The sequence below is a fragment of the Allobosea sp. UC22_33 genome, from assembly GCF_042700715.1.
Lineage (GTDB): Bacteria > Pseudomonadota > Alphaproteobacteria > Rhizobiales > Beijerinckiaceae > Allobosea.
The window spans coordinates 4,459,768-4,483,810 of sequence record NZ_CP170556.1 but is presented as its reverse complement, the minus strand read 5'-3'; the positions used below and the strand labels follow the sequence as shown (position 1 = coordinate 4,483,810).

Below are 24,043 nucleotides of genomic sequence, written 5' to 3'. Positions count from 1 at the left end.
CCTCTTCGGACCGCGGCTGGATTGCCGAAATCGGATAGGTCTGCAAATTGGTCTGTTTGATAAGGCTGGGCCGATCCTGCGATGGCAAGACAGAACACGGCTGCGATCCTCGCGCGCCTCAGGTCGATGCTGGAGGCGCAGGGCATGACACCCGGCGCGAAACTGCCGGACGAGCGCGCGCTCTCCGCGGCGCTCGGCTGTTCGCGCCAGACATTGCGGCAGGCCCTGTTCACGCTCGAAAGCGAAGGGGCGATCTGGCGCCATGTCGGGCAAGGTACCTTCGTCGGCCCCCGGCCGCCCGGCCGCCCGATCCGGGAGGCCGTATTACTGCAGGCAACCTCACCCCTGCAATTGATGCAGGCGCGCCTGATCATCGAGCCGCCGGTCGCGGCCGAGGCGGCGCGGATGGCGACATCGGCCGATCTCGATCGCCTGCGCCGGCTGGTGGCGGAGGGCAGGCGCGACCGCTCGCGGGCCGAATGCGAACGGCATGACGCGGCCTTCCATCGCGCCGTCGCGGAGATCGCCCGCAATCCGATCCTGCTCGGCCTGCTCGATTATCTCGCGGGCGCGCGCCGTCGCGCCGCCTGGCAGCAGCAATGGGACCGGACCTATCGCCGGATCGGGGCCTCGGAATTCACCGGCCTGCACTGCGACCAGCACGCGGCCGTGGTTGAGGCGATGGCCGGCCGGAACGATCTCCGGAGTGAAGACGCCATGCGCCGGCATCTCGAAGTCATCGCACAGGCGATAGAGGCGAGCGCCTAGCCGCGAAGTTCGAGCCGCCGGCATCGTGGCAGCGGCACGGCCGGCGCCATCGCCGGCCGTTTCGCAGAGATCCGGCCGCGTCAGGCGGCGCCGGTGCCGCCGAAGACCATCCGGCCGCGATGGAAGGTCGCGCTGCGCTCCGGCAGCCGGGCAACGGCCTCGGCCGAGCAGCTCGCCGGGACCAGCGTGAAATCGGCGGAATCGCCGGCCTTGGGCCAGGCCCGCTCGCCCTTGTCGGTGAGCGGCAGCACGCCGCCGGTGGCGATCGCCAGCGCGCGGGACAGGCGGAACTCGTCGCTGCCGCGATAGAGCTGCGCGTAGAGATTGGCCTTTTCGAGCATGTCGGCACGGCCGAAGGGCGACCAGTGGTCGGTGACGCTGTCAGTGCCGGTCATCACGAAGACGCCCTTGGCGCTGAGCTGCGGCAGCGGCATCGTCGAGGCGCCAAGCGGCACCGTCGAGGCGACGCTGATGCCCTGCGCGGCCATGCGCGTGGCGGCTTCATCGAGCGCGCCCGGCGCCATCGTGGCCAGCGCGAAGCCGTGGCTGATCGTGACCTTGCCGCGCAAGGCCGGGTTCTTCTCGACGGTGGCGATCATGTACTGGATCGCCGCGACGCCGGCCGGGCTCGACTCGTGCAGGTGGATGTCGACTCCCGTGCCGGTGTCGAGCGCGATCTGGAACATCGCGTCGAGCGACTTCTCCATGGCGCCGTCGACATTCGTCGGGTCGAGGCCGCCGACATAGGCGACGCCCATGCTCATCGCCTCGCGCATCAGCTTGTCGACCTTCGAGAGGAGGAGGCCATGCTGCGGGAAGGCCACGATCTCGCAGGAGAAATCGTCGCGGTGCTTCTCCAGCGCGCGCTTCAGGTTCTCGAGGCTCTTCAGCCCGCTGACCGGATCGATATTGCAGTGGCTGCGGGCGACCGTCGTGCCCTTGGACTGGAGCAGGGCGATGAGCTGCTCGGCATGCTCTTGCGAATCCGGCAGCAATTGCGGGATCAGCTTCTCCTCGCGGGCGATCATGTCGAGGATGGTCTTGCCCTGGCGCGGCAGCGGCGCCTGCCAGGCGCGGCCATAGAAGGTCTTGTCGAGATGGATGTGCATGTCGCGCATCGCGGGCAGGGCGAGCTTGCCATGGGCCTCGTAGCTCGGCACGCCCGCCGGAAGCGCTGCGCCGGCCGGATGGATCGCGGCGATCTTGCCGGCCTTGATCTCCAGGGTGTTGAGGCCCGAGCGCGTGCCGGTGACGACCTCGCCGTCATGGACGAAACCCTCTTCGAGCCGGACATTGCTCAGGAGATAGTGCTGCTCGGTCGGAGCGCGCATGCTCGCCTTGGCCGCAGGCCTGACGGGAGCGGGCTGGGCCGCGGCTGGTTGGGCCTTGGCGGCCCCGCCCGGAAGACCCGCCATCACGGCGCAGGCGGTGGCGAGGCCACCCGTCCGGCCGATGAACGAACGCCTGCTCTGATGATGTGCCAGTTCCATGGTCGCCGCCTCCTTGTGATTGTTGCGGACGCCATAAGCGCGAAGCCGACGAATTGGCAGCGATATTTGGCAATGCTGGCGATTGCGACCGGCAATGCTGCCGCCATTCACGCCTCCAGATGGCAATAGGCGATCAGCCGCTCGGCCAGGATCGCCGTCGAGACCGGAGCGTCGTCGCGATAGTAGAGCGCGAGTTCGAAATCGGTGATCTCGGCGAAGCCCTCGGCCACGCCGAGGACCCTGTGGCCGGGCAGGCGGCAGCCGGCCGGCAGCAGGGTCATGCCGAGCCCGGCTGCGGAGGCGGCGGCCAGCGCAGCGAGGCTGCCGCTGCAATAGCCGATGCGCCAGCGCATGCCGAGCGCGTCGAGCGCCTGGCACAGTTCGTCGCGATAGAGCCCGCCGAGCGGAAACATTGCCAGCGAGACCGGCGCGCGCTCGATCGCCGGATGCGCCAGGCTGTCGAGCCAGAGCAGGGGCTCCTGCCTTGCCGCGCGGGGCGGCTGGCCGCGCCGCTGCTTCACCAGCACGAGGTCGAGCTCCTCGCGCTCATAGGCGCTGCGCAGATCGGCGCTCAGGCCGCTGCTGACATCGAGCCGCAGATGCGGATGCTGCCGGCCGAAATCGGCGAGCAGGTCGATGGTCGGTACCGCGAAATCCTCGGGCATGCCCAGCCGCAGCACGCCGTCCCGCCAGACGCCGGTCAGCGCGTCATGGGCCTCCTCGTTGAGGGCGATGATCCGGCGCGCATAGCTCAGCAGCCGCTCGCCCTCCTCGGTGAGCTGGACCTGGTGCGATGAGCGTTCCAGCAAGGGGCAGCCCAGCAGGTCCTCAAGGCGTTTGACCTGCAGGCTGACGGTGGATTGCGACAGCGAGACCCTGTCGGCCCCGCGCGTGAAGCTCAATGTCTCGCAGACCGCGACGAAACTGATCAGCACCTGCGGGTTGAACATCGGATAGCGATTCATCTGCTCGTCGCTCCGGGATCGCCGCTAACCCTGTGATTATCCCGACAAGCTCTTCCACCGCAACGAAGCCGCTAGCCGTTCCAGTCGATCACGGCACGCCCGCTGGTGAGATCCGTCACCAGCCGTGCGACGTCATCGGCCTCCGTCTTTGGGACGGCAACCGACAGCATTGCGCCGGCATCGGTGAATGTCTGGTCGCTGATCGTCACGCCGGGCAGCGCACCGAGTCGCGCGTTGACAAGGGCCAGGTCGCCGAAGCTGCAAGTGATCGCGACCGAGACCGTCTCGATCAGCGGCAGTTTCGCCGCCTCGCGCAGGCACTGGGCGGCGCTGCCGCCGTAGGCGCGGATCAATCCGCCGCTGCCCAGCAGGATGCCGCCGAACCAGCGCGTGACGACCACGACGACCCCGTCGAGCCCTTGTCCGTCGATGGCGGCCAAAATCGGCTTGCCGGCGGTGCCGCTCGGCTCGCCATCGTCGTTGAAGCGATAGTTCTGCCCGAAGCGCCAGGCCCAGCAGTTGTGATTGGCCGCCGGATCGGACTGCGCGGCGATGAAGTCCCTGGCCGCCGCCTCGTTGGCAACGGGACCTGCGACCGCGATGAAGCGGCTCTTCTTGATCTCCTGCCGGATTGTCGAGACCCCGACGAGGGTAAGGCGTGCGACCATGGGCCCCTGTAACACGCTCCGCTCGGAGGGGAACCGGGGCAAGTGCAAGCGAAAACGCTCGGGATGACTCGCTGCCAGGGGGCGGGCGCCCCTAGAACATGTCTGGCTTGAGCGCGAAGAATCGCGTCTGCTGGCCTTGCCCCAGACGGAAACGGCCGCCCGATGACGCTCGCCCTGCTCAGACGCGTGCTTGAACCCATGACGGTGACGGCCATCGCCGGCACGCCCGAAACCGATGTGCTGGTGGCGCAGATCCGTGCGGAGCCCTATCGCGGCGCGCTCACGGTGCTTCCCGATGCGCGTGCCCTTGCCTCGATGCCGCCCTCCGATCTCCTCATTGCTCCGGCTGCGCTGGCGGAGCAGGTTCTGGCGGCGGCGGCCGGGCGCGGTTGTGCCGGGCTCCTCGTGCCTGACGGAAGCGCCGCCGATGCCGAGCGGTTGCGAAAGGCGGCGCGGGCTGCGGGCCTGCGCCTGATCGGGCCGTCTTCGCTCGGTCTGGCCGCACCGCGCCTTGGCCTCAATGCGACGGCCGTCCCGGTGCATCTTGCCGCGGGCTCGCTTGCGCTGATCGCACAATCCAATTCGGTCGCAGCCGGAATTCTCGCCTGGGCCGCCGGGCGCGGGATCGGCTTTGCCGGGGCGGTGGTCCTGGGCGAGGGCGCCGATGTCGATATTGCCGACTGCCTCGACCATTTCGGCGCCGACCCGGCGACGCGGACGATCCTGCTGGCGATCGACGACGTCACAGATGCCGCGCGCTTCCTCTCGTCGGCGCGTGCGGCCGCGCGGCTCAAGCCGGTGCTGGTCCTGAGGCCGCCGCGACACGAACCGCCCTGGCCGGCCCTGACGCATTCGGCCCTGATCGTGACCAGCGACGCCGCGCATGATGCCGCTTTCCACCGGGCCGGACTGCTGCGGGTCAGCGATCTCGACGAACTCTTCGCCGCGGCCGAGACGCTCGGACGGGCGCGCGCGGCCGATGCCGGCCGGCTGGCGATCGTCAGCAATGGCGAAGGGCTGGCGGCCCTGGCCGCGGCGCGATTGCGACAGGCCGGCGGCGTGGACCGGCAGCTCAGGGAGCCCGTGATCGTCCGGACGGCGCAGGGCTATCGCGAGGCCGTCACCCGCTTGCTGAGCGAGCGTGATGTCGATGCCGCCCTGGCGCTCAATGCCCCGCTCGCGCCGGACGATTCCGCCGATTGCGCGCGCGCTCTGGCCGAGGCTCGTTCGGCCGCGCCGGCATCCAAGCCGGTTCTGGCGGTCTGGGTCGGTGGCGGCGAGGAGGTGGCGGGGATCTTCGCGGCCGCCGGCATTCCCTCTTTCGCGACGGAACAGGATGCGATCCTCGGTTTCCAGCACCTGACGCGGCATGCCCGCCTGCTCAAGGAGCTGATGGCGACGCCGCCTGTGCTCGATGAAGACGACCAGCCGGATACCGAGGCCGCCACCGCGCTGGTCGAACGGGCAATCGGGCAGGGCCGCACCTGGCTCGAACCGGACGAGGTCGCGCAGCTTCTCGCCCTGTTCCGGATTCCGACGCTCGGCCTCGTCATCGCGGCGGATGCCGCCGCTGCCGCCGAAGCCGCGAGGGCGCAGTTCGCTGCCCGCCGCACGGTCGCCCTCAAGATCGTCTCGCCCGATATCGCGCATAAATCGGATGTCGGCGGCGTCGAGCTTGATCTCGCCAACGAGGAGGCTGTGCGGGAAGCCGCTGGGCGGATGGCCGAGCGTCTGCGTGAGCAGCGCCCCGAGGCGCGCCTGACCGGTTTCATGGTGCAGCCGATGGCGCATCGCGCCAAGGCCCGCGAGCTGATCGCCGGCTTCTCCGTCGATCCCTGCTTCGGCCCGGTCATTGTCTTCGGGCGCGGCGGCACGGCGGCCGAGCTGATCGCCGATACGCATGTCGCATTGCCGCCGCTCGATCTCGCCTCGGCCGAGAACCTGATCGCCAGGACGCGGGTATCCCGCATTCTCGCCGCCTATCGCGACGTTCCCGCGGCGGACCGACGTGCGATCGCTGCCGTGCTGGTGGCGCTCGGCAACATCGCCTCGGCGCTTCCGCAGATCCGCGCGATGGATCTCAATCCGATCCTTGCCGATGCCAATGGCGCCGTCGCGGTCGATGCGCGCGTCGTGCTGGAGCCGGACCCGGCGCGGCGCCGCCGCCCGGCGATCCGGCCCTATCCCGGCAACTGGACCTCGCAGCTCGCGCTCGGCGAGCGGCGCTTTCTCATCCGCCCGATGAAGCCGGAGGACGAGGTCCTGATCGGCGCGATGCTGGCCCGGGTCACGGCGGAAGATCTGCGCCTGCGCTTCTTCGCGCCGCTGAAATCGTTCAGCCACGCCTTTCTCGCGCGCCTGACCCAGCTCGACTATGCGCGGGAGATTGCCTTCATCGCGATCGAGGAGGGGTGCGGCGATGCGGCCGGCGCCGTTCGCCTGCATGCCGATCCCGGTCATGTCGAAGCCGAATATGCGATCCTGTTGCGCTCCGACCTCAAGGGCATTGGGCTCGGCCGTGCGCTGATGGAGCTGATCATCGACTGGGCCAAGGCCGAGGCGCTGCAGCGCGTCCATAGCCAGGTCCTGGCGGAGAACGGGCCGATGCTCGCGCTCTGCCGCGACCTGGGCTTCGAGATCACGCTCGACCCCGACGATATGTCCATCAGATGCGTCGCGCTCGACCTGAGCGCGGGCGGCGGCAAGGGGCCGGCCAAGCGCCGACGGCGGCGAGGATAGCGTGATGTCCTTGCCGATGCCGGCCGGCCCGCATCGGTCGCCCGGCCTTATGACAGGCTGTTGGGGCGCTGCGCGACCAGCGCGCCGACGGCGTCGGCAGTGGCCGCCGACAGGGTCCAGCCGAGATGGCCGTGGCCGGTATTGTAGAACACTCGCGGATTGCGGCCGGGCATGACGCGCGGAACCACGTCCGGCATCATCGGCCTCAGGCCGGCCCAGGGGACGACCTGGCGCGTGCTCATCGTCTACGCCTGGCTCGGCTGGGCCGGCGGCTGCGTTGCCGACAGGATCCGGGAACGGGAGGCGGACAGAACCGCATTCTGATACGGCGCGTCAGGTGCCGACGAAACGATAGGCCGTTCCCTGCCGTTCGACACGCCCCGTGGCGCCAGGGAGGTGATAGCCGATCACTTGCATGCCGGTCCGGCCGAGCTCGTCGAGCAGCCGGCGGCGCGTCGCGGCGGCCAGTTCGGCGTCCTGATCCGAGGCCGGCTGCCAGTCGGGATGTGCGAAGGAAATCTGTGGGTGAGTGAGGGCGTCGCCCAGCACCATCACCGAGGTTCCCCCAACGCTCAGTACGAAGGAGACGTGGCCTGGCGTGTGCCCGGCGGTCTCGACGGCGGCAATGCCGGGTAGCCATTCGCGCCCGGCTTCCGCCCGTTCGAGCCGATCGCCGAGGTTCTTTGCGATGCGCTGCGCCCCGGCGGCGAAGGCATGGCGGTCGGCCGGGAGATGGTCGTACACCTTGGCGCTGGTCCAGAAATCGATTTCCCGCGCTGCGGCGAGCCAACGCGCATTGGGGAAGAGCGGACTGTCGAACTCGTCGAGCGCGCCCCAGAAATGATCCGGATGGAGATGGGTGAAGAGCACATGCGTCACCGCTTCGGGCTCGATGCCGGCGGTGCGCAGGCTCTCCTGCAACCGGCCGGAACCGGGCAGGAAGTTCGCCCCGGCGCCGCAATCGAACAGGATCACGTCCTTGCCGCGCCGCAGGCAGGTGATGTTGAGGGGCGTGCGGAAGGGGTTGGACGGCCCGGCCTGCGCGCTGATGTCGGCGACAGGCACCGCGCGGGCCAGCGTCGACAGCGGCATCTCGAAGCCGCCGTCGCTGAGGATCGAGATCTGCTCGTCCCCGGAGCCGAGCGTCGCCACCACCTGCGCCAAGGCGGGCATGGCGACGCTGCAGGCACCGGAGGCAAGCAGAGTGCGGCGCGTGAACATCATGCGGCTATTTGTTGACCGGCGATTCCGGGTCGAACAGATAAGCCATCACGTCCTTGATCTGCTCGTCCGTGAGGACCTTGTTGACGCCAAAACGCGGCATGGTCGAGCACGGTATGGCTGCCATGGAGTTGTAGATCTTCGTGTAGGCGTCCTTGACGCTTTCAGCGTCGTATTTGCGGTCCTTGCCATAGGCGGCCAGGCTCGGCCCGAGGGTGCCATAGCTCAATTCCTTGGGGTCGAGCTGATGGCAGGCGAAGCAGTTTCCGCCTGAAACCGTTCCCGGTGGGTCGGAAAACTGGCCGCCGCGACCGTTATTCGCGACCTGATAGCCCTTCTTCCAGTCACCGAGGAATTTGCCGTCGGTGGGGTAGGCCACACGGCTTCCCTCGCGTTTCAGAATATCGTCGGATTGTGCGGAGGATGGATTGTTGCGGGTCGCGTTGCAGATCGCGAGCGTCTCGTCCGGCTTGATGCGCGCCTGCCACTCGGGCGGCGCCTTGCCAAAGGTCGATTTGATATAGCTCTCGATGACGGCCTGGCTCGGGCGATCCTGGGCACAGGCTTGCCCGACCGCGAGAAGGCCTGCGGCGATGGCGATGGTGAGTTTCAGCATCATCAGGTCCTCACCGCTTGATCGAGGGAACGTTGAGCTCGCCGCCTTCCGCCTGCTGCTGCAGATAGACGGTGAGGGCCGTTATCGCGTCGGAGCCGTATTCCGGCACAGGCCAGCGCTGTTGGCGATAGCAGTCCCAGAGCCGGTTCTGCATGGTTCGCACGGCGCTCTGCGAAACCCGGTACGTCGGCCATGAGCCCATCGTCTCCTGCGCTGACTTGCTCTTGACCGAGAAGTTCGGAAGATTCGTCAGGCGGATGCGCTTGCCTTCCTCGGCATGGCAGCTGGCACAGGAGAAGTCGTTGACGCCACCGCGCGTGTAGAAGAGGGCCTCGCCCACGGCCGCCATCTCCTTCTCCTTGGGGTGGGAGAGCTGCGGCTGGATCTTCATCCCACTCGACTTGCTGGCAATGAAGGCGACGAGGTCCTCCATGTCGGACGTGCGGCCCGGGGCCGAGAAGCGACGCGCGATCACGTCCGTGGTGTCGAGGCCCTGAAGCTTTTCCATGCAGAAGAGCAGCCTCTGCTCGGTGTCCATCACCCGATCGGCATCTGCGAAATGGCGGGGCAGCTTGGCGAAGGCCCCTTCGAGCTTGCCCGGGCCTTCACCGAGATCGCAGCCTTCCAGCGAAGCGTCTTTGCTGCCGCGCCGCTCGGCCCATAAAGCCTCGCCCCGGTCGGCCGCCAGAAACGCGGGGTTCGAGAACGGGTCCGAGAGCATCTGCCGATAGCGCTCGAGCTCCTTTTCGGTGTCGCCCTGGGGGGATTGCGCGGCCAAACGGGCACTCGCGAACCCCATGGCGACCGCGACCACGGCCGCGGCTATCAGCGGAAACTTCATCCCTCGCCCTTTCGTTTCCTCGGCAGCCGCTTATGCTGCGGCTTGGCTCGAAAGCCCGTGTCGGGCTTTACATTCAAAAAAAACAATATAACGATACGTGCAAATGATGTGCGGCGTTTGGCCGCTTCGTCAAGCTTTAAAAATCGACCAGTTCCAGGGAGGAACACGCATGAACAAGGGCCTTTCAGGGCTGTCGCGCCGCGATGCCGTGCGAGCCGCGGCCTTGGCTTTCGCCGCCGGGGTGATCGCGCCGCGCCTTGCCTTTGCCGACGAGAAGGCTGTCACGGCCGAGATCAAGAAGCTCTTCGGCGACAGGAAGATGGCCCAGGGCAAGATCAAGCTCGACGTGCCCGAGATCGCCGAGAACGGCCTTGTCGTGCCGGTCAATGTCGAGATCGAAAGCCCGATGACGGACGCCGATTACGTCAAGGCGGTGCATGTCTTCGCCGACGGCAATCCGCAGCCGGGCATCGTCAGCTACCAGTTCACGCCGGCCTGCGGAAAGGCTTCCGCCGCGACCCGCATGCGCCTCGCGCAGACGCAGGACGTGATCTGCATCGCCGAGATGTCGAATGGCGATCTCTACTCGGCCAAGGCCAACGTCAAGGTCACGATCGGCGGCTGCGGCGGCTGATCTGCCGCCCTCCAGCTTGATCAGAAAACCAAGAAGGCGAGGAAACCCATGACCACGAAGCCCACGCCCCGGGTGCGCGTTCCCGCGAAAGCCGCCGCCGGCGAGATGATCGAGATCAAGACCCTGATCTCGCACGAGATGGAATCCGGTCAGCGCAAGGACGCCAAGGGCGAGACCATCCCGCGCAAGATCATCAACAAGTTCACCGCGAGCTTCAACGGCAAGCCCGTCTTCGCCGCCGACTGGAACCCGGCGATCTCGGCGAACCCCTACCAGTCCTTCTTCTTCAAGGCGGCCGAGTCCGGAGAATTCACCTTCGCCTGGAAGGATGACGACGGCTCCGAATACACCGCCAAGAGCAAGCTGACGGTGGGCTGACGCCCGCTTTCCGCCCGGCCGGCGCGAGGGCGCGGCGCCGGGCATCCGCCTGACAATCCGATCACTTCCCGGGGCGCGACATGCGCGTACCCGAAGGATGAGTCATGATCTCGAGACGCGAATTCCTGCAGGCGACCGCCGTCGCCGGGGCGTTGACCGTATCCGCCGGGCTCGGGCCGCTCGGGCGCGCCGCCGCGCAGCAGAAGCTCTCGCAGGCCGACATCCTGCGCTTCGACCCGCTCGGCACGGTCACGATCCTCTATCTCGCCGATATCCACGCGCAGCTCATGCCGCTGCATTTCCGCGAGCCGTCGGTCAATCTCGGCGTCGGCGAGGTCAAGGGCCTGCCGCCGCATCTGACCGATGCGGCCTTCCGCGACCACTTCAAGGTCGCGGCCGGCTCGCCCGACGCATTCGCGTTGACCTCCGACGATTTCGTCCAGCTCGCGCGCAACTATGGCAGGATGGGCGGTCTCGACCGGGTCGCCACGCTGGTGAAGGCGATCCGCACCGAGCGCGGCGACGACAAGGTGCTGCTGCTCGATGGCGGCGATACCTGGCAGGGCAGCTGGAGCGCGCTGCAGACCAAGGGCCAGGACATGGTCGATGCCATGTCCGCGCTGAAGCTCGACGCGATGACCTCGCATTGGGAGTTCACGCTCGGCGCAGACCGCGTCAAGGAGATCGTCGAGGCGGCTCCCTTCGCCTTCCTCGCCCAGAACATCCGCGACAAGGAATGGAACGAGCCGGTCTTTCCGCCGCGCAAGGTCTTCGAGAAGGGCGGCGTCAAGGTCGCCGTCATCGGCCAGGCCCTGCCGCGCACCGCGGTCGCCAATCCGCGCTGGATGTTCCCGGACTGGGAGTTCGGCATCCGCGAGGAGGAGCTGCAGAAGCAGGTCGAGGAGGCGCGCGCCGAGGGCGCGGGCGTGGTGGTGCTGCTCTCGCATGACGGCTTCGATGTCGACCGCAAGCTCGCCTCGCGGGTGAAGGGCATCGACATCATCCTGACCGCCCATACCCATGATGCCATGCCGGGACTGGTCCGCGTCGGGGATACGGCCCTCGTCGCCACCGGCTCGCATGGCAAGTTCCTGTCGCGGCTCGATATCGCGGTCAAGGACGGCAAGGTCTCCGAGATCCGCTTCAAGCTGATGCCGGTCTTCACCGACGCGATCGCGCCCGATGCCGAGATGGCGGCCCTGATCAGGAAGGTGCGCGAGCCCTTCGCCGGGGATCTCGCCCGGGAGATCGGCCGCACGGATTCGCTGCTCTACCGGCGCGGCAATTTCAACGGCACCTTCGACGACCTGATCTGCGCCGCGATGATGGAGCAGCGCGATGCCGAGATCACGCTGTCGCCCGGTTTCCGCTGGGGCGGCACGCTCCTGCCGGGCGATCCCATCACCTGGGAGGCGATCACCAACGCCACCGCCATCACCTATCCGAACTGCTACCGGATGGAGATGACGGGCCAGCAGCTGAAGGATGTGCTGGAGGACGTCGCCGACAACATCTTCCACCCCGATTCGTATTTCCAGGGTGGCGGCGACATGGTCCGCGTCGGCGGCATGGGTTACGCGATCGACATCGCCCAGTCGATGGGCAGCCGCATCTCGGAGCTCACCCATCTCAAGACGGGGCAGCCGATCGAGGCCGGCAAGCGCTATGTCGTTTCGGGCTGGGCCAGCGTCAACGAAGGCACGCAAGGCCCGCCGATCTGGGATGTCGTGCGCGATCACGTCGCCAAGGCCAAGACCATTTCCCTCAAACCGAACACCGCGGTGAAGGTCAGCGGCGCCTGAGCGCCGCCGTGCCGCACCGCCCCCGCAATCGGAGGACATGAGACGATGACCTCGCATCGAGACGATCCGGCTCCGAGCCGGCGCCGCTTCCTGGGTGGCGCGGCCCTGGCCGGCGCCGGCCTGGTCACGGCCGGCTCCGCCCGCGCCGAAGCAGGCAAGCCCGACCCCCTGATCACCGACGTCCAGGATTGGAACCGCTATCTCGGCGAAGGGGTCGACAAGCACCCCTATGGCGTGCCCTCGCGCTACGAGAAGAACGTGATCCGGCGCGACGTGCCGTGGCTGACGGCCTCGCCGGAATCCTCGGTGAATTTCACGCCGCTGCACGATCTCGACGGGATCATCACGCCGTCCGGCCTGTGTTTCGAGCGCCATCACGGCGGGATCGCCGATATCGACCCGGCCAATCACCGCCTGATGATCCACGGCCTCGTCGAGAAGCCGCTCGTCTTCACCATGGACGACATCAAGCGGATGCCGCGCGAGAACCGCGTCTACTTCCTGGAATGCGCGGCGAATTCGGGCATGGAATGGCGCGGTTCGCAGCTCAATGGCTGCCAGTTCACGCATGGCATGGTCCATAACGTCATGTATACCGGCGTGCCGCTGAAGACGATCCTCGCCGAGGCCGGCCTGAAGCCCAAGGCGAAATGGTTGATGCTGGAGGGCGCCGATTCCTCCGGCATGAACCGCTCGCTGCCGCTGGAGAAGGCGCTCGACGACGTGCTGATCGCCTTCGCCATGAACGGCGAGGCGCTGCGGCCGGAGCAGGGCTATCCGCTGCGCGCGGTCATCCCGGGCTGGGAGGGCAATCTCTGGGTCAAATGGCTGCGCCGCATCGAGGTCGGCGACATGCCCTGGATGGCGCGCGAGGAGACCTCGAAATATACCGATCTCCTGGCCGACGGGCGTTCGCGCCGCTTCACCTTCTTCATGGATGCCAAGTCGGTCGTCACCAACCCGTCGCCGCAGGCGCCCTTGAAACATAAGGGCCGCAATGTGCTCTCGGGCCTCGCCTGGTCCGGCCGCGGCACGATCAAGCGCGTCGACGTCACGCTCGACGGCGGCAAGAACTGGCAGAGCGCGCGGATCGACGGGCCGGTGCTCGACAAGTCCCTGACCCGCTTCTACGTCGATTTCGACTGGACCGGCGGGGAATTGCTGGTGCAGTCGCGGGCGATGGACTCCACCGGCTATGTTCAGCCGACCAAGGAGGAGCTGCGCAAAATCCGCGGCGCCAATTCGATCTATCACAACAACGGCATCCAGACCTGGCATGTGAAGCCGAACGGGGAGACCGAGAATGTCGAAATCTCCTAGGAACGCGCTGCTGGCCGGCGCGGCCGGGCTGGCCGTCGCCCTCGTCGGGCCGCTCCTGGCGCAGCCGACGCAGAAGAACCACGGGCCGGCGAAGCCTCCCCATGCTGCACCGGCTACTGCCCCTGCGGCTCCGGCGGCCGCCCCGAAGCTCGGGCTCGGGCGCGAGGCACTGCCTGCGGAGCTCAAAGCCTGGTCCATCGGCGTGCGGCCGGACGGGCAGGGGCTGCCTCCCGGCAAGGGCACGGTGCGGCAGGGCGATGAGCTCTTCCAGGCGCAATGCGCGGCCTGTCACGGCGAGTTCGGGCAGGGCAACGGGCGCTGGCCGGTCCTGGCGGGCGGGCAGGGCTCGCTGAAGGATGACCGGCCGGAGAAGACGATCGGCTCGTTCTGGCCGGATCTCTCCACCGTCTTCGACTATATCCACCGCGCCATGCCCTACGGCAACGCGCAGTCGCTGCAGCCGGACGAGGTCTATGCCCTGACGGCCTATCTCCTCTATCTCAACGATATCGTGAAGGACGAGGATTTCGAGCTTTCCGACAAGAACTTCACCTCGGTCAAGCTGCCCAATGCCGCGGCCTTCTACGACGACGATCGCGAGACGACCGAGAAGGCGTTCTGGGGCAGGCAACCCTGCATGAAGGACTGCAAGAGCGAGGTGAAGATCACCGGCCGCGCCACGGTGCTCGACGTGACGCCGGATTCCAAGACGGCACCGAAGGTGGATTGATGGCAGGGCCGCAAGCGGGATCCGGCTGGATGAGCTTCGCTGCGGTGGCGGCGGGGCTTGCCGCGGCCCCGGCCCATGCGGCGGCCGACCGGGCGCTCGGGGAATATCTCTCGGCCGAATGCGCCGCCTGCCATATGGGCAGCGCGCCGAAGGCCGGCGCCATCCCGGCGCTTGCGGGCATGCCCGCCGATCAGTTCACCGCGCTGATGATGACGTATCGGCGCGGCGAGCGCGACAATGCCGCGATGGGCAATGTCGCAAAGCAGCTTTCGGAAGAGGATATCGCGGCCCTGGCCGCCTATTACGCGGGGCTGAAAGCCCCCTGACCGTCGATATGCGGCGGCCAACAGGGAGGAAACGATGACTGACAACGCGTTGATTTCGTCGCGCCGTGGCCTTCTCGCGGCCGCGGCGTCCGGCCTCGCGGTCGCGGCCAGCTCCGCTGCCGCCGCCCCGAAGCAGCTCAGCCTCGCGGATATCAAGAAGGAGGCCGACATCGCCTGCGTCTACCATTGCGATTTCGGCGACGTGGCCCGGTTCGACCAGATGCTGACCAATATCGCGAACCATTATTCGGCCTATGGCGCCGACCCCTTCGCGTTGCAGCTCGCCATCGTCGCGCATGGTGCGGGCGTGAAGTTCTTTCTGAAGGACCTCGAGGGGACGAGCTGGGCCGGCGACGACGCCGCACTGAAGGTGTTCGAGCGGGTCGAGGCTCTCGCGAAGAACGGCCTCAAGGTCCATCTTTGCGAGATCACCTTCCAGCGGAACAAGATCGACAAGGCGAAGGCGAGAGATGTCCCTTTCGCCGGCTTCGTTCCTTCCGGTGTCGCGGCGGTCGCGGCGCTGCAGGCGAAGGGCTTCGCCTATCTGAAGATCGGTTGAGCGCCCATGAAGCTCGATCGACGAACGGTTCTGCGCTCGGGGCTGGCAGCGGCGGCGACGCTGGCGGCGCCTGCTGTCCTCGGCCAGGCAAAGCCGCGCGTCGTGGTGATCGGCGGCGGTGCCGGCGGGGCCACGGCGGCGCGCTATCTCGCCAGGGATTCGAACGGCGCGCTGGCGGTGACGCTGGTGGAGGAGAACGAGCTCTATCACACCTGCTTCCACTCGAATCTCTATCTCGGCGGCTTCAAGTCCTATGACGAGATCACGCATCGCTACGATGCGCTGACGGGTCGTCACGGCATCGCGCTCGCCCGGGCTCGCGCCATGCGGATCGACCGGGACAAGCGCGAGGTCGTCCTCGCGGACGGGCAGCGCCTGCCCTATGACCGCCTCGTCGTTTCGCCCGGCATCGACCTCAAATACGATTCCGTGCCCGGCTGGTCGAAGGCGGCCGTAGAGGCCATGCCGCATGGCTGGAAGCCCGGCCCGCAGATGCAGCTCATCAAGCGGAAGCTCGATGCCGTGCCCAATGGCGGGACGATCGTGATGATCGCGCCGCCAAACCCCTATCGCTGCCCGCCGGGGCCTTACGAGCGCGCCTCGATGTTCGCCCATGTGCTGAAGAGCACCGGGCGCGGCGACGCCCGGATCGTGATCCTCGACCCCAAGGAAAGCTTCTCCAAGCAGGGCGTCTTCCAGGAGGGCTGGGAGAAATCCTACGGCACGATGATCGAATGGCTCGGACCCAAGGTGCATGACGGGGTCAAGTCGGTCGATCCGGCGACCAACACCGTCGTCACCGGCTTCGAGACCTATCGCGACTGCGCCTTCGTCAATGTCGTGCCGGCGCAGATGGCCGGCGAGATCGCCCGCAGCGCGGGGCTCGCGCCCGAAGGCGGCTACTGCGCTATCGATCCCGCCACGATGAAGTCGACCGCCGATGCGAACATCCATGTCCTGGGCGATGCCTGCATCGCCGGCGACATGCCGAAATCGGCCTTCGCGGCCAACAGCCAGGCCAAGGTCGCGGCGATGACGATCCGGGCGGAGCTGACGGGAACGCGCAGCTTCCCGCCGCGCTACCTCAACACCTGCTGGTCGCTGATCGAGACCGATGACGCGATCAAGGTCGGCGGCCGCTACGAGCCGCGCGACGGCCGGATCGCTGCGGTCGAAACCTTCGTCTCGCAGAATGGCGAAGCCGTCGATCTGCGCCGGCAGAACCAGGTCGAGAATCTCGGCTGGTACGCCGCGATCACGGCCGACATGTTCTCGTGATCGACCGCCTTGCCCACTCTCATCAGGACACCAGAGGATATCGCATGAAATTGTTGGTTCCCGCCGCCGCGCTGATTGGGGTGCTCGCCTCGCAATCCGCCAATGCTCAGGACGTCTCGGCCGGCGAGCGATCCTTCAACAAGTGCAGGGCCTGCCACCAGGTCGGCGAGACCGCCAAGAACGGTGTCGGGCCGGAGCTGAACGGATTGTTCGGGCGCCATACCGGCGCGGTGGAAGGCTACAGCTACTCGGCTGCCAACAAGGGGGCCAACATCACCTGGGATGAAGCGACCTTCGCCGACTACATCAAGGAGCCGAAGGCGAAGATTCCCGGCACGAAGATGATCTTCGTCGGCATCAAGAACGAGAAGGAAATCGCCGATCTGGCGGCGTTCCTGAATCAGTTCGGCAAGGACGGGAAGAAAAAATAGGGCTATTCCCGCGCCCAGTGCACCGGGGCCGACCCTGGAGCGGCCCGCCGCGGTCCGCTTCAGCGCCTCTGCAGCAATCCCCTGAGCGAGCCTTCCATCAGGAAGGCGATGCCGATCCGCGCGCCGATCATCATGCCGGCGATCGCGAGCGGCCAGGACAGCGCCATCATCGATCCGGCCGAGATTCCCTGGCCGATCGTGCACCCTCCAGCGAGGACGCCGCCCCCTCCCATCAATACGGCACCGACGAGATGGCGCCGCATCTCGCGATCGTCGTCGAAAGCTTCCCAGCGGAACTCCCGGTCATAAAGCGCCGACAGGAAAGAGCCGAACGTCACCCCAACGAGGGTCCCGATGCCGAATTCGAGCAAGGCGGCAGGTGCTGACAGCACGGCATAGAGGGCTCGGCCCACCGGCGAGACGAATGTCAGGCTCTGCGCCCGCGGAATACGATCGAAGGCATCGACGGCCACCCCGGTGACCCACCATCCGGCCACGACGCCGAATCCCAGTGTCGCGCCCGCCACCAGCAGGCGCGGCGACCGGCGCAGCCGCGGATCGACCGCCACGGCTGCGACCAACGCCGCCACGGCGGCCGCGGTGAGGCCCAGGCGCGAATACGGCACGCCGAGATAGGCAAGCACGCTGCCGAGATCGCCTTTCAAGCCGCCCGGCATCGGCCAGGCGGCTTTCTCCAGAACCTCGATCCGGACAGGCGCCAGCATGCCGCGGAGCGTGGCATAGGCAACCGCCCCGAAAACCATCATCACGATCAGGCTGCGCAGATCGCCGGACCCGAGCCGCACGAGCGAGCCGAAGCTGCAAGTGCCGACCAGCGCCATGCCGAGCCCGAACATGACGCTTCCGACGGCGATGGAGAGCCAGGGCAGCGCCGGCTGCACATAGGTCGAATTCGCGGGGTCGAGCAGGCCGAGGCCGACCAGCGACTGCGCACCGGCCAATGCGATCGCCAGCGCGAGGCCGAAAATCCGCAGGCGACGCGTGTCGCCGCCCATCCATGCGTCCTCTACGGCCCCAAAGGAGCACAATCGCGCGCGCCGCGCCGTGAATCCGCAGGCTATTCCGACCAGCACGCCCGCCAGCGTTGCGCCCCAGGCCGACAACTCGGTCATGGCAAGCGGGGCGAGGCGACCGAGCCGCCGATCACGATGGGCTCGACTCGGATGATCCGGCGCCGCAGAAGATGTCGTAGATGACGGAGATGACGCGCCGGACATCGTCATTGGCGAGGCTGTAATACATCGCCTTGCCGTCCCGCCGCGTGGTCACCAATCGGTCGAGCCGGAGGCGCGCGAGCTGTTGCGAGACCATCGGTTGCCGCAGCGACAGCAGGTTCTCCAGCTCCGTCACCGTGCGCTCCCGCTCGGCGAGCAGGCACAGCAGCAGCAGCCGGTTCTCATGCGACAGCGCCTTCAGGAAGTCGCTCGCCCGGCGCGCCTTGCGCATGAGCTGATCGAGTTCGGGGGAGAACTCGGCGCCGTCGCGCAACTCGTTTTCGAGCGCTTTTGGGACGATCGCGGTCATCCTGTCTCCACCTCAAGGCTTCGGGTTGGCGTCGCGCTTGTCCATGCCAGCAACGAGCGACCCGAGCAAACCCCAAAACATGTCGTCATTGAGATAGCCGGTAATCCGGCCGATCTCCCGGCCCTTGTCAACGAGAACGAAGGTCGGCGCGGCAATGACCGGCTCCTTCAGGCTCGCATCGCGAACACCGCCCGCCGGAACATCGACGCGCCGCAGCGGTGCCAGCTTCCCCTCCCGCGTCTTCCCGTAGAGCGGTGCCACCTCGCGCTCGAAGCGCAGGCAGAAGGCGCAGCCATCGCGCCTGTACATGACGAGTTCGGCGGCAAGCGCCGGCGCCGGGAACCATGCGCATAGCAGCAAGACGAACGCTGCGCTCCGCACCCGATGTCCCCAGCTTGCAATCATCCATTTAATATAGTCGTATTCATATGTTTATGCCAGAGACATGGGCGAGGATGCGGGAGGCAACGCGATGATCACCCGACGGAGCCTGCTGACGATGGCATCCGCGGTGCTTGGCACACCGCTCCTGACGATGCCCGCCCGAAGCAAGGCCAGGCTCGGAGAGGACGGCCTCTACCAGTCCGACTGGTATCTGGAGAGCTTTCTCGACCTGGCGGATGATCTCGCCTCCACCACGCGGGACGGCAAGCGCTTCGCGATCCTGTGGGGCCTGCGGAACTGCCCCGCTTGCCGGCGCCTCCACGAGGTTCATATGGCCGACCCGGCGACCGAGGCTTACATCCGCGGCAACTTCAACATCCTCCATCTCAACATCCTCGGTGCCCGCGAGGTGACGGATTTCGACGGCACGAAGCATCCTGAAAAGCGGTTCGCGGCCCGCTACGGGATCATCGGGACACCGGCGATCCAGTTCTTCCCCTCGAGCGCCGCGGGTTTGGCCGATCGGCAGCCGCGCGATCGTGAGGTGGCGCGGATGGAGACGCTTCCGGAACCGGAGCCGTTCCTCGCCATCTTCCGCAAGGTTCTCCAAGCCAGTTAGGAGCGCGGTTCAACGCAGCCCGTCCGAGACGCGGCGGCGAGGCAAGGAGCGCAGCATCACACCTGCCGTTGAGTCCGAGCGCTTCAAGCGGCTGCGACGACCGCGTACAATGCGGGGGCGTGTGGGGAGAGCGGCAGCTCGGCCGGGCGGTCGAACGACAGGCCAAGATCGACAACGTCATCGATCTCACCGCCGGACGATCCGGTTCAGCAATGGCGGCGCAACCGGTCGAGAACCGCTTCATGCAGTGCCGGGCTGCCCGCTCGCCACGACGCAGCGATGGCCGGAATGGATCGTGAGCTCGCGGCCTTCCCAATCGGTGATCGCGCCGCCGGCATTACGCACGATCGGCGTCAGCGCGCAGTAGTCGAACGGATTTAGCGGAGCGGCGTTCGAATGCGAGGCCGAGGGTGACTTACGGCGCTTTCAGGCCGAAGACGGCCTCGGCGGTCTGCCCGGCTTTCAAAGCGGTCTCCCATTTCGCCTCGAGCACCAGCCGCGCCTCGGCATCGGCGATGCGGCCGCGGATCGTCGCGGGCGTCAGCGCCACCAGTCCGTCATCGTCGCCGATCAGCAGGTCGCCGGGCGAGACGAGCGCGCCGCCGATCGTGACCGGCCGGTTGATCTCGCCCCGCTCCGCCGAGGACGGGCCGCGCGGCGTAACCGAGCGCGTGAAGACCGAGAAGTCAGTCCAGCCCGCAAGGGTTCCGACATCGCGGATCGCCCCGTCGCAGACGATGCCGACAGCGCCCTTGCGACGGATGTGACCACCGAGGATCTCGCCGATCATCGCGCTTTCCGCATGGCCTCCCGCCGCGATGACGAGGACATCGCCGGGGCCGATGATATCCATCGCGCGCACGACGGAGCCGAAATCCGGCGCTTCGCAGAAGGCGGTCACCGCGCGCCCGAACAGGCGCGGCTGCTGGCCGGGCGGCATCAGGGCGCGGATGGCCGGGTCGATCTGACTGAGATTGCGGCCGAGATCGACCGCGACCGCGACGGGGATCGCGCGCCAGCGCTCGATCTCGGCGGCCGTCAGGTCGCTCTTGGGGGTGGGGTGGATGGTCACGGGCATGATCAGGTCCTTGTCTGTCGTGGCATGCGCTGTCGGTTTCGATCGAGATGGGCCGCTTCAGCCGCTCGCCCGCGATCCCATGCGGGCCTTCAGCACATCGCCCAGCGCGGTGATGCCGGCGACGAGCCGCTCGTCGGTCTGCGTCGAATAGCTCAGGCGGGCATGGTTCGGCCGCTGGTCGAGCGCGAAGAAGGTGGCGCCCGGCACATAGGCGACGCGGGCTTCGGGCAGTGCGTGATCGAGCATGAAGGCGGCCGTGTCGAAGCCTTCCGGGAAGGTCAGCCAGGTGAAGAGCCCGCCGCTCGCGTCCGTGCAGGCGATCTCCTGCGGGAAGCTCTGCCGGATCGTGTCCAGCATCAGGTTCTTCTTGTGGCGATACGCAGTGCGGATCGTCGCGATATGCGCGTCGATGTCGTAATCCGCGAGGAAGCGCGAGGCGACCGCCATGTTGAGCGTGCTCGTCTGCGTATCGGCCGCGAGCTTGAGCAGGCCAAGCTGCTCGATCAGGTCGGTCGAGGCCACGGCCCAGCCCAGCCGGAGGCCCGGCGCCAGGATCTTCGAGAAGCTGCCGAGATAGATCACCCGGCCCTCGGTGTCGAAGCTCTTGATCGGCGGGATGCGCTCGCCCTCGAAGCGGATCTCGCGATAGGGCGAATCCTCGAGGATGATGATGTCATGGGCGTTGGCGATCTCGACCAGGCGCTTCCGCCGCGCCAGGCTCATGGTGACGCCGGTCGGATTGTGGAAATCCGGCACCGTGTAGATGAACTTGGCGCCCGGATTGGCCTTCAGCGCCGCGTCGAGCGCTTCGACATCCATGCCGTCCTCGTCCATGCCGACCGTGACATAGCGCGGCTCGCACGGGTTGAAGGCGATCAATGCGCCGAGGAAGGTCGGGTCCTCGACGACGATGATGTCGTCCCTGTCGACCAGCAGCTTGGCGACGAGATCGAGCCCCTGCTGGCCGCCCTGGAGGATCAGAACCTCGTCGGCGGTGCAGGGCACGCCGTCGCGCGTCATCCGCTCGGCGATCTGCCGGCGCAGCAGCGGCATGCCGTTCGAGACGGTATATTGCAGCGCCTCCTGCCCGTTCTCGGCCAGCGTCTTGCGGAAGACCTCGTCCAGCCCCGCGATCGGGAACAGCGAGGCGTCGGGATAGCCACCGCCAAAGGAGATCACGCTGGGATCGGCGCCCAGTCGCAGGAGCTCGCGGATGGCTGATGGCTTGACCCGGTTCATCCGGGCGGCGAGGCGAGACATCATGATTTACCTCTCCGGCACTCAGGCGGTGACGTTGAGCTCGACGGCGCCGATGCCTTCGAGTTCGAAGCGATAGGTTTCGCTTTCGGTGGGGAAGCGGGTGGTGACGAGGCTGCCCGTCATCACGATCTCGCCGGCGCGCAGGCTCTGCCCCTTCGCGGCCAGCGCATTGGCGAGCCAGGCGAGCGGGGCGAAAGGATGGCCGAGGGCATCGCGGCCATAACCGCGATCGATCTCCGTTCCATTATGGCTGATCGTTCCCGAGACGGCGTCCAGCGCCGGCCAGTCGCTGCAGAATTCCGACAGGATCACGCCGCCATTCCAGGAGTTGTCGGCGACCAGCGAGAGCACGTCGAGCTTGGCATAGTCGGCGGCGCGGTCGTCGACGATCTCGATGGCCGCGCAGACGCCGGCGACATGGGCCGCGATGGTCTCCGGCGTCCAGGCCGGGCCGCCGGCGGGGAGATCGCTGGCCATGCGCACCGCGATCTCGAATTCGAGGCCCATGCGGCCGTAATCGGCAATGGCGAGGCGCGCGCCGGAGCGGTGCAGCCTGTCGGCCAGGACGACGCCGGCGATCGGGTGGCCGATGCCGCACATCGTCTGCATGCGCTGCGAGGTCAGGCCGATCTTGTAGCCGACGACCGCGCCGCAGCGGGGCTTGAGCAGCGCGACATAGCGCTCCTGCACCGCATAGGAATCGTCGAGCGAGACGATGCCGCTCGCCGCGGCGAAGGGGCGGAACTTCTCATTCCGGTCATGCTCGTCGATCAGCCTGCTGGCCAAGCCATCCGTGTCCATCATTCCAGTCTCCTGTCCCGGCCCTGATGCTGCCGGGTGAAAAGTCGTGTCCACCATCTCTAGGCCGCGGCCATGACCTCGGCGAAGCGCCGCACGGCCGGAGCGATCCGCTCAGGCGCGGTGTTGCCGAAGCCGAAGACAAAGCCCGCCGCGGTCGTATCCTGCAAGCGATAGCGCGAGAGCGCGGGCGCATCGATGCCGCGCTGGCGTGCCGCATCGGTGACGGCCGCATCGTCCAGGGGCCCGAGCGCGTGGGCCGTCAGATGCAGCCCCGCCGTGACGTCCGGGATGAGCAGGCGGTCACTGAGCGCCTGCCGGAGCGCATCGACCAGGATCGTCGCCCGTTCCCGATAGAGCAGGCGCATGCGCCGGACATGCCGGGCGAGGACGCCGCGCCCCATGATGTCGGCCACCATCTGCTGCAGCGGCGGCGGCAAATAGCAGGAGAAGACCAGCTTCGCCCGATAGAACAGCTCGACGAGGTCTGGCGGCAGCACCAGATAGGTCAGGCCGAGCGACGGCGAGAAGATGCGGTTGATGTTGCCGATGAAGATCACGCGCTGGTCGGGATCGAGCGAGAGCAGCGAGGGAAGCGGCTGGCGGTTGATGCCGATCGGACTGCTGTAATCGTATTCGATCACCCAGGCGTTGCGGGTCCGTGCCCAAGCCAACAGGGCGAGCCGACGTTCCATCGACATCGTCGAGCCATAGGGGAACTGGTTCGTCGGCGAGGCGATCACCATCCGGGCGGCCTCCGTCTCCGGGCCGAACCGGTCGATGCAGAGCCCCTCCTGATCGACACGCTGCGGCAGGATGCGCGCTCCGTTCGCGACCATCGCGGCTGTGCGCGTCGGATAGCCGGGATCCTCGATGACGACGCCGTCGCCAGGGTCGAGGAGCAGTTGCGCGAGCAGGATGAAGGCCTGGGTCGTGCTGGCGACGACGGCGATCTGCTCCGCCCGGCAGGGAATGCCCTCGTATTCGCCGAGATATTTCGCGATCTGCTGGCGCAAGGCCGGCAGGCCCAGCCGCTCGCTGAAGCTGAACTGGGGCCAGGGTTCCGAGCCCCAGTATTCGGCGGTGCTGCGGCGGATATCCGCGAAAGGCAGCTCGTCGAGCGCCGGGAGCAGGGGGCTGAGATCATAGCCCAGCTCGCGTTCGCTCGGCAGGGACTGCCCCATCAGGGCGCGTCCGCGCGCGGCCAGCAGGCGCGGCTGCCGCAAAGGCGCCGGAGGCGGCGGTTCGCCGGTCCGGCGGTGCAGGTCTTCGGGCAGGTCCTTCTCGATATAGGTGCCCGCGCCGGTGCGCCCATGCGCATAGCCTTCGTTCTTCAGCCGGGCATAGGCGAGCACGATCGTCGAGCGGGAGACGCCGAGTTCGTCCGAGAGCTTGCGGGTGGGCGGCAGGCGCACGCCACGGGGGATCGCGCCGGCAACCACCAGCATCCGGAGCTGCCCGGCGATCTGGTCGTAGAGCGGCTCCGGCCCGTTCGGCACCAGCGCGATCGTGTTCCAGAAAGGGTAGTTGAAGCTCGCGGTCATGTCCCCGATGGCGTGGTCAGAGCGGAGCGGCAGGGTCATCCGGCCAGTC

Annotated in this window: 25 protein-coding genes and 2 pseudogenes; 12 read left to right on the top strand and 15 right to left on the bottom strand. The window is 67.3% G+C overall.

Annotated features, from left to right (window positions below):
* The first annotated feature begins 81 nt into the window (after nt 1-81).
* On the top strand, nt 82-768 hold the full coding sequence (locus ACFJGT_RS21720) for a FadR/GntR family transcriptional regulator (protein WP_377842290.1): 687 nt from the start codon (nt 82-84) through the stop codon (nt 766-768).
* 80 nt (nt 769-848) lie between these two features.
* On the opposite strand, the gene ACFJGT_RS21715 is transcribed toward ACFJGT_RS21720, so the two are convergent.
* The 3 genes from ACFJGT_RS21715 to ACFJGT_RS21705 all read right to left on the bottom strand — a co-directional run bounded on the left by ACFJGT_RS21715 (nt 849) and on the right by ACFJGT_RS21705 (nt 3,891).
* Nucleotides 849-2,258: an amidohydrolase family protein gene (locus ACFJGT_RS21715; protein ID WP_377842288.1), complete on the bottom strand. Its 1,410-nt coding sequence runs from the start codon at nt 2,256-2,258 to the stop codon at nt 849-851.
* Nucleotides 2,259-2,365: 107 nt separating this feature from the next.
* Complete coding sequence (locus ACFJGT_RS21710) at nt 2,366-3,223, bottom strand: LysR family transcriptional regulator (protein ID WP_377842285.1); 858 nt, start codon at nt 3,221-3,223, stop codon at nt 2,366-2,368.
* Nucleotides 3,224-3,294: 71 nt separating this feature from the next.
* On the bottom strand, nt 3,295-3,891 hold the full coding sequence (locus tag ACFJGT_RS21705) for an IMPACT family protein (protein WP_377842280.1): 597 nt from the start codon (nt 3,889-3,891) through the stop codon (nt 3,295-3,297).
* 162 nt (nt 3,892-4,053) lie between these two features.
* Here ACFJGT_RS21705 and ACFJGT_RS21700 point away from each other — a divergent pair, with 162 nt between their 5' ends.
* Entirely contained in the window at nt 4,054-6,630 is a 2,577-nt protein-coding gene (locus tag ACFJGT_RS21700; RefSeq protein WP_377842276.1) for a GNAT family N-acetyltransferase, read from the top strand.
* Nucleotides 6,631-6,677: 47 nt separating this feature from the next.
* Here ACFJGT_RS21700 and ACFJGT_RS21695 read toward each other — a convergent pair.
* The 4 genes and pseudogenes from ACFJGT_RS21695 to soxA all read right to left on the bottom strand — a co-directional run.
* Nucleotides 6,678-6,872 (bottom strand): annotated as a pseudogene (locus ACFJGT_RS21695) (FAD-dependent oxidoreductase); the annotation flags it as partial.
* A gap of 91 nt (nt 6,873-6,963) precedes the next feature.
* Nucleotides 6,964-7,854 (bottom strand): MBL fold metallo-hydrolase, encoded by an 891-nt coding sequence (locus tag ACFJGT_RS21690; RefSeq protein WP_377842273.1) that lies wholly within the window; start codon nt 7,852-7,854, stop codon nt 6,964-6,966.
* Nucleotides 7,855-7,858: 4 nt separating this feature from the next.
* Entirely contained in the window at nt 7,859-8,470 is a 612-nt protein-coding gene (gene soxX, locus ACFJGT_RS21685) for a sulfur oxidation c-type cytochrome SoxX (protein ID WP_377842270.1), read from the bottom strand.
* A 7-nt stretch (nt 8,471-8,477) separates the two neighbouring features.
* Entirely contained in the window at nt 8,478-9,266 is a 789-nt protein-coding gene (gene soxA, locus ACFJGT_RS21680) for a sulfur oxidation c-type cytochrome SoxA (protein WP_377849038.1), read from the bottom strand.
* A 211-nt stretch (nt 9,267-9,477) separates the two neighbouring features.
* Between soxA and soxY the strand changes: the two genes are divergently transcribed.
* The 9 genes from soxY (at nt 9,478) to ACFJGT_RS21635 (ending at nt 16,766) form a co-directional block, all read left to right on the top strand.
* On the top strand, nt 9,478-9,942 hold the full coding sequence (soxY, locus tag ACFJGT_RS21675; RefSeq protein WP_377842265.1) for a thiosulfate oxidation carrier protein SoxY: 465 nt from the start codon (nt 9,478-9,480) through the stop codon (nt 9,940-9,942).
* A gap of 48 nt (nt 9,943-9,990) precedes the next feature.
* A complete protein-coding gene (gene soxZ, locus ACFJGT_RS21670) occupies nt 9,991-10,320 on the top strand; it encodes a thiosulfate oxidation carrier complex protein SoxZ (protein WP_089173476.1) in 330 nt (109 codons plus the stop codon).
* Between the two features lie 104 nt (nt 10,321-10,424).
* Nucleotides 10,425-12,122 carry a thiosulfohydrolase SoxB gene (soxB, locus tag ACFJGT_RS21665; RefSeq protein WP_377842259.1) on the top strand — a complete coding sequence of 566 codons (1,698 nt, stop codon included), beginning with the start codon at nt 10,425-10,427 and terminating at the stop codon, nt 12,120-12,122.
* Nucleotides 12,123-12,167: 45 nt separating this feature from the next.
* On the top strand, nt 12,168-13,442 hold the full coding sequence (gene soxC, locus ACFJGT_RS21660) for a sulfite dehydrogenase (RefSeq protein ID WP_377842256.1): 1,275 nt from the start codon (nt 12,168-12,170) through the stop codon (nt 13,440-13,442).
* The gene (locus ACFJGT_RS21655) at nt 13,426-14,172 is read left to right on the top strand and encodes a c-type cytochrome (RefSeq protein WP_377842253.1); all 747 of its coding nucleotides are present in this window, start codon (nt 13,426-13,428) and stop codon (nt 14,170-14,172) included. Before soxC ends, ACFJGT_RS21655 begins: the two co-directional genes overlap by 17 nt.
* Before the next feature lie 29 nt (nt 14,173-14,201).
* Nucleotides 14,202-14,498: a c-type cytochrome gene (locus tag ACFJGT_RS21650; RefSeq protein WP_377842249.1), complete on the top strand. Its 297-nt coding sequence runs from the start codon at nt 14,202-14,204 to the stop codon at nt 14,496-14,498.
* Nucleotides 14,499-14,532: 34 nt separating this feature from the next.
* A complete protein-coding gene (locus tag ACFJGT_RS21645; protein ID WP_377842246.1) occupies nt 14,533-15,057 on the top strand; it encodes a DsrE family protein in 525 nt (174 codons plus the stop codon).
* A gap of 6 nt (nt 15,058-15,063) precedes the next feature.
* Nucleotides 15,064-16,335, top strand: coding sequence for an FCSD flavin-binding domain-containing protein (locus ACFJGT_RS21640; RefSeq protein WP_377842242.1), 1,272 nt, complete (start codon nt 15,064-15,066; stop codon nt 16,333-16,335).
* A 44-nt stretch (nt 16,336-16,379) separates the two neighbouring features.
* Nucleotides 16,380-16,766: a c-type cytochrome gene (locus ACFJGT_RS21635; protein ID WP_377849037.1), complete on the top strand. Its 387-nt coding sequence runs from the start codon at nt 16,380-16,382 to the stop codon at nt 16,764-16,766.
* Nucleotides 16,767-16,825: 59 nt separating this feature from the next.
* Here ACFJGT_RS21635 and ACFJGT_RS21630 read toward each other — a convergent pair whose 3' ends face one another.
* The 3 genes from ACFJGT_RS21630 to ACFJGT_RS21620 all read right to left on the bottom strand — a co-directional run bounded on the left by ACFJGT_RS21630 (nt 16,826) and on the right by ACFJGT_RS21620 (nt 18,716).
* Nucleotides 16,826-17,782 carry a YeeE/YedE family protein gene (locus ACFJGT_RS21630; RefSeq protein ID WP_377842239.1) on the bottom strand — a complete coding sequence of 319 codons (957 nt, stop codon included), beginning with the start codon at nt 17,780-17,782 and terminating at the stop codon, nt 16,826-16,828.
* Between the two features lie 148 nt (nt 17,783-17,930).
* A complete protein-coding gene (locus ACFJGT_RS21625; RefSeq protein ID WP_377842236.1) occupies nt 17,931-18,311 on the bottom strand; it encodes an ArsR/SmtB family transcription factor in 381 nt (126 codons plus the stop codon).
* Between the two features lie 12 nt (nt 18,312-18,323).
* On the bottom strand, nt 18,324-18,716 hold the full coding sequence (locus ACFJGT_RS21620) for a thioredoxin family protein (protein WP_377842234.1): 393 nt from the start codon (nt 18,714-18,716) through the stop codon (nt 18,324-18,326).
* 40 nt (nt 18,717-18,756) lie between these two features.
* On the opposite strand from ACFJGT_RS21620, the gene ACFJGT_RS21615 reads away from it, so the two are divergent.
* Nucleotides 18,757-19,314: a thioredoxin family protein gene (locus ACFJGT_RS21615; RefSeq protein ID WP_377842232.1), complete on the top strand. Its 558-nt coding sequence runs from the start codon at nt 18,757-18,759 to the stop codon at nt 19,312-19,314.
* A gap of 240 nt (nt 19,315-19,554) precedes the next feature.
* On the opposite strand, the pseudogene ACFJGT_RS21610 reads toward ACFJGT_RS21615, so the two are convergent.
* The 5 genes and pseudogenes from ACFJGT_RS21610 to ACFJGT_RS21590 form a co-directional block, all read right to left on the bottom strand.
* A pseudogene (locus ACFJGT_RS21610) lies at nt 19,555-19,686 on the bottom strand (phosphatase); the annotation flags it as partial.
* A gap of 43 nt (nt 19,687-19,729) precedes the next feature.
* On the bottom strand, nt 19,730-20,392 hold the full coding sequence (locus tag ACFJGT_RS21605) for an RraA family protein (RefSeq protein ID WP_377842230.1): 663 nt from the start codon (nt 20,390-20,392) through the stop codon (nt 19,730-19,732).
* Nucleotides 20,393-20,449: 57 nt separating this feature from the next.
* The gene (locus tag ACFJGT_RS21600; protein ID WP_377842227.1) at nt 20,450-21,655 is read right to left on the bottom strand and encodes a PLP-dependent aminotransferase family protein; all 1,206 of its coding nucleotides are present in this window, start codon (nt 21,653-21,655) and stop codon (nt 20,450-20,452) included.
* An 18-nt stretch (nt 21,656-21,673) separates the two neighbouring features.
* A complete protein-coding gene (locus ACFJGT_RS21595; RefSeq protein ID WP_377842225.1) occupies nt 21,674-22,456 on the bottom strand; it encodes a 2-keto-4-pentenoate hydratase in 783 nt (260 codons plus the stop codon).
* A 56-nt stretch (nt 22,457-22,512) separates the two neighbouring features.
* Entirely contained in the window at nt 22,513-24,033 is a 1,521-nt protein-coding gene (locus tag ACFJGT_RS21590) for a PLP-dependent aminotransferase family protein (protein WP_377842222.1), read from the bottom strand.
* Nucleotides 24,034-24,043: the final 10 nt, after the last annotated feature.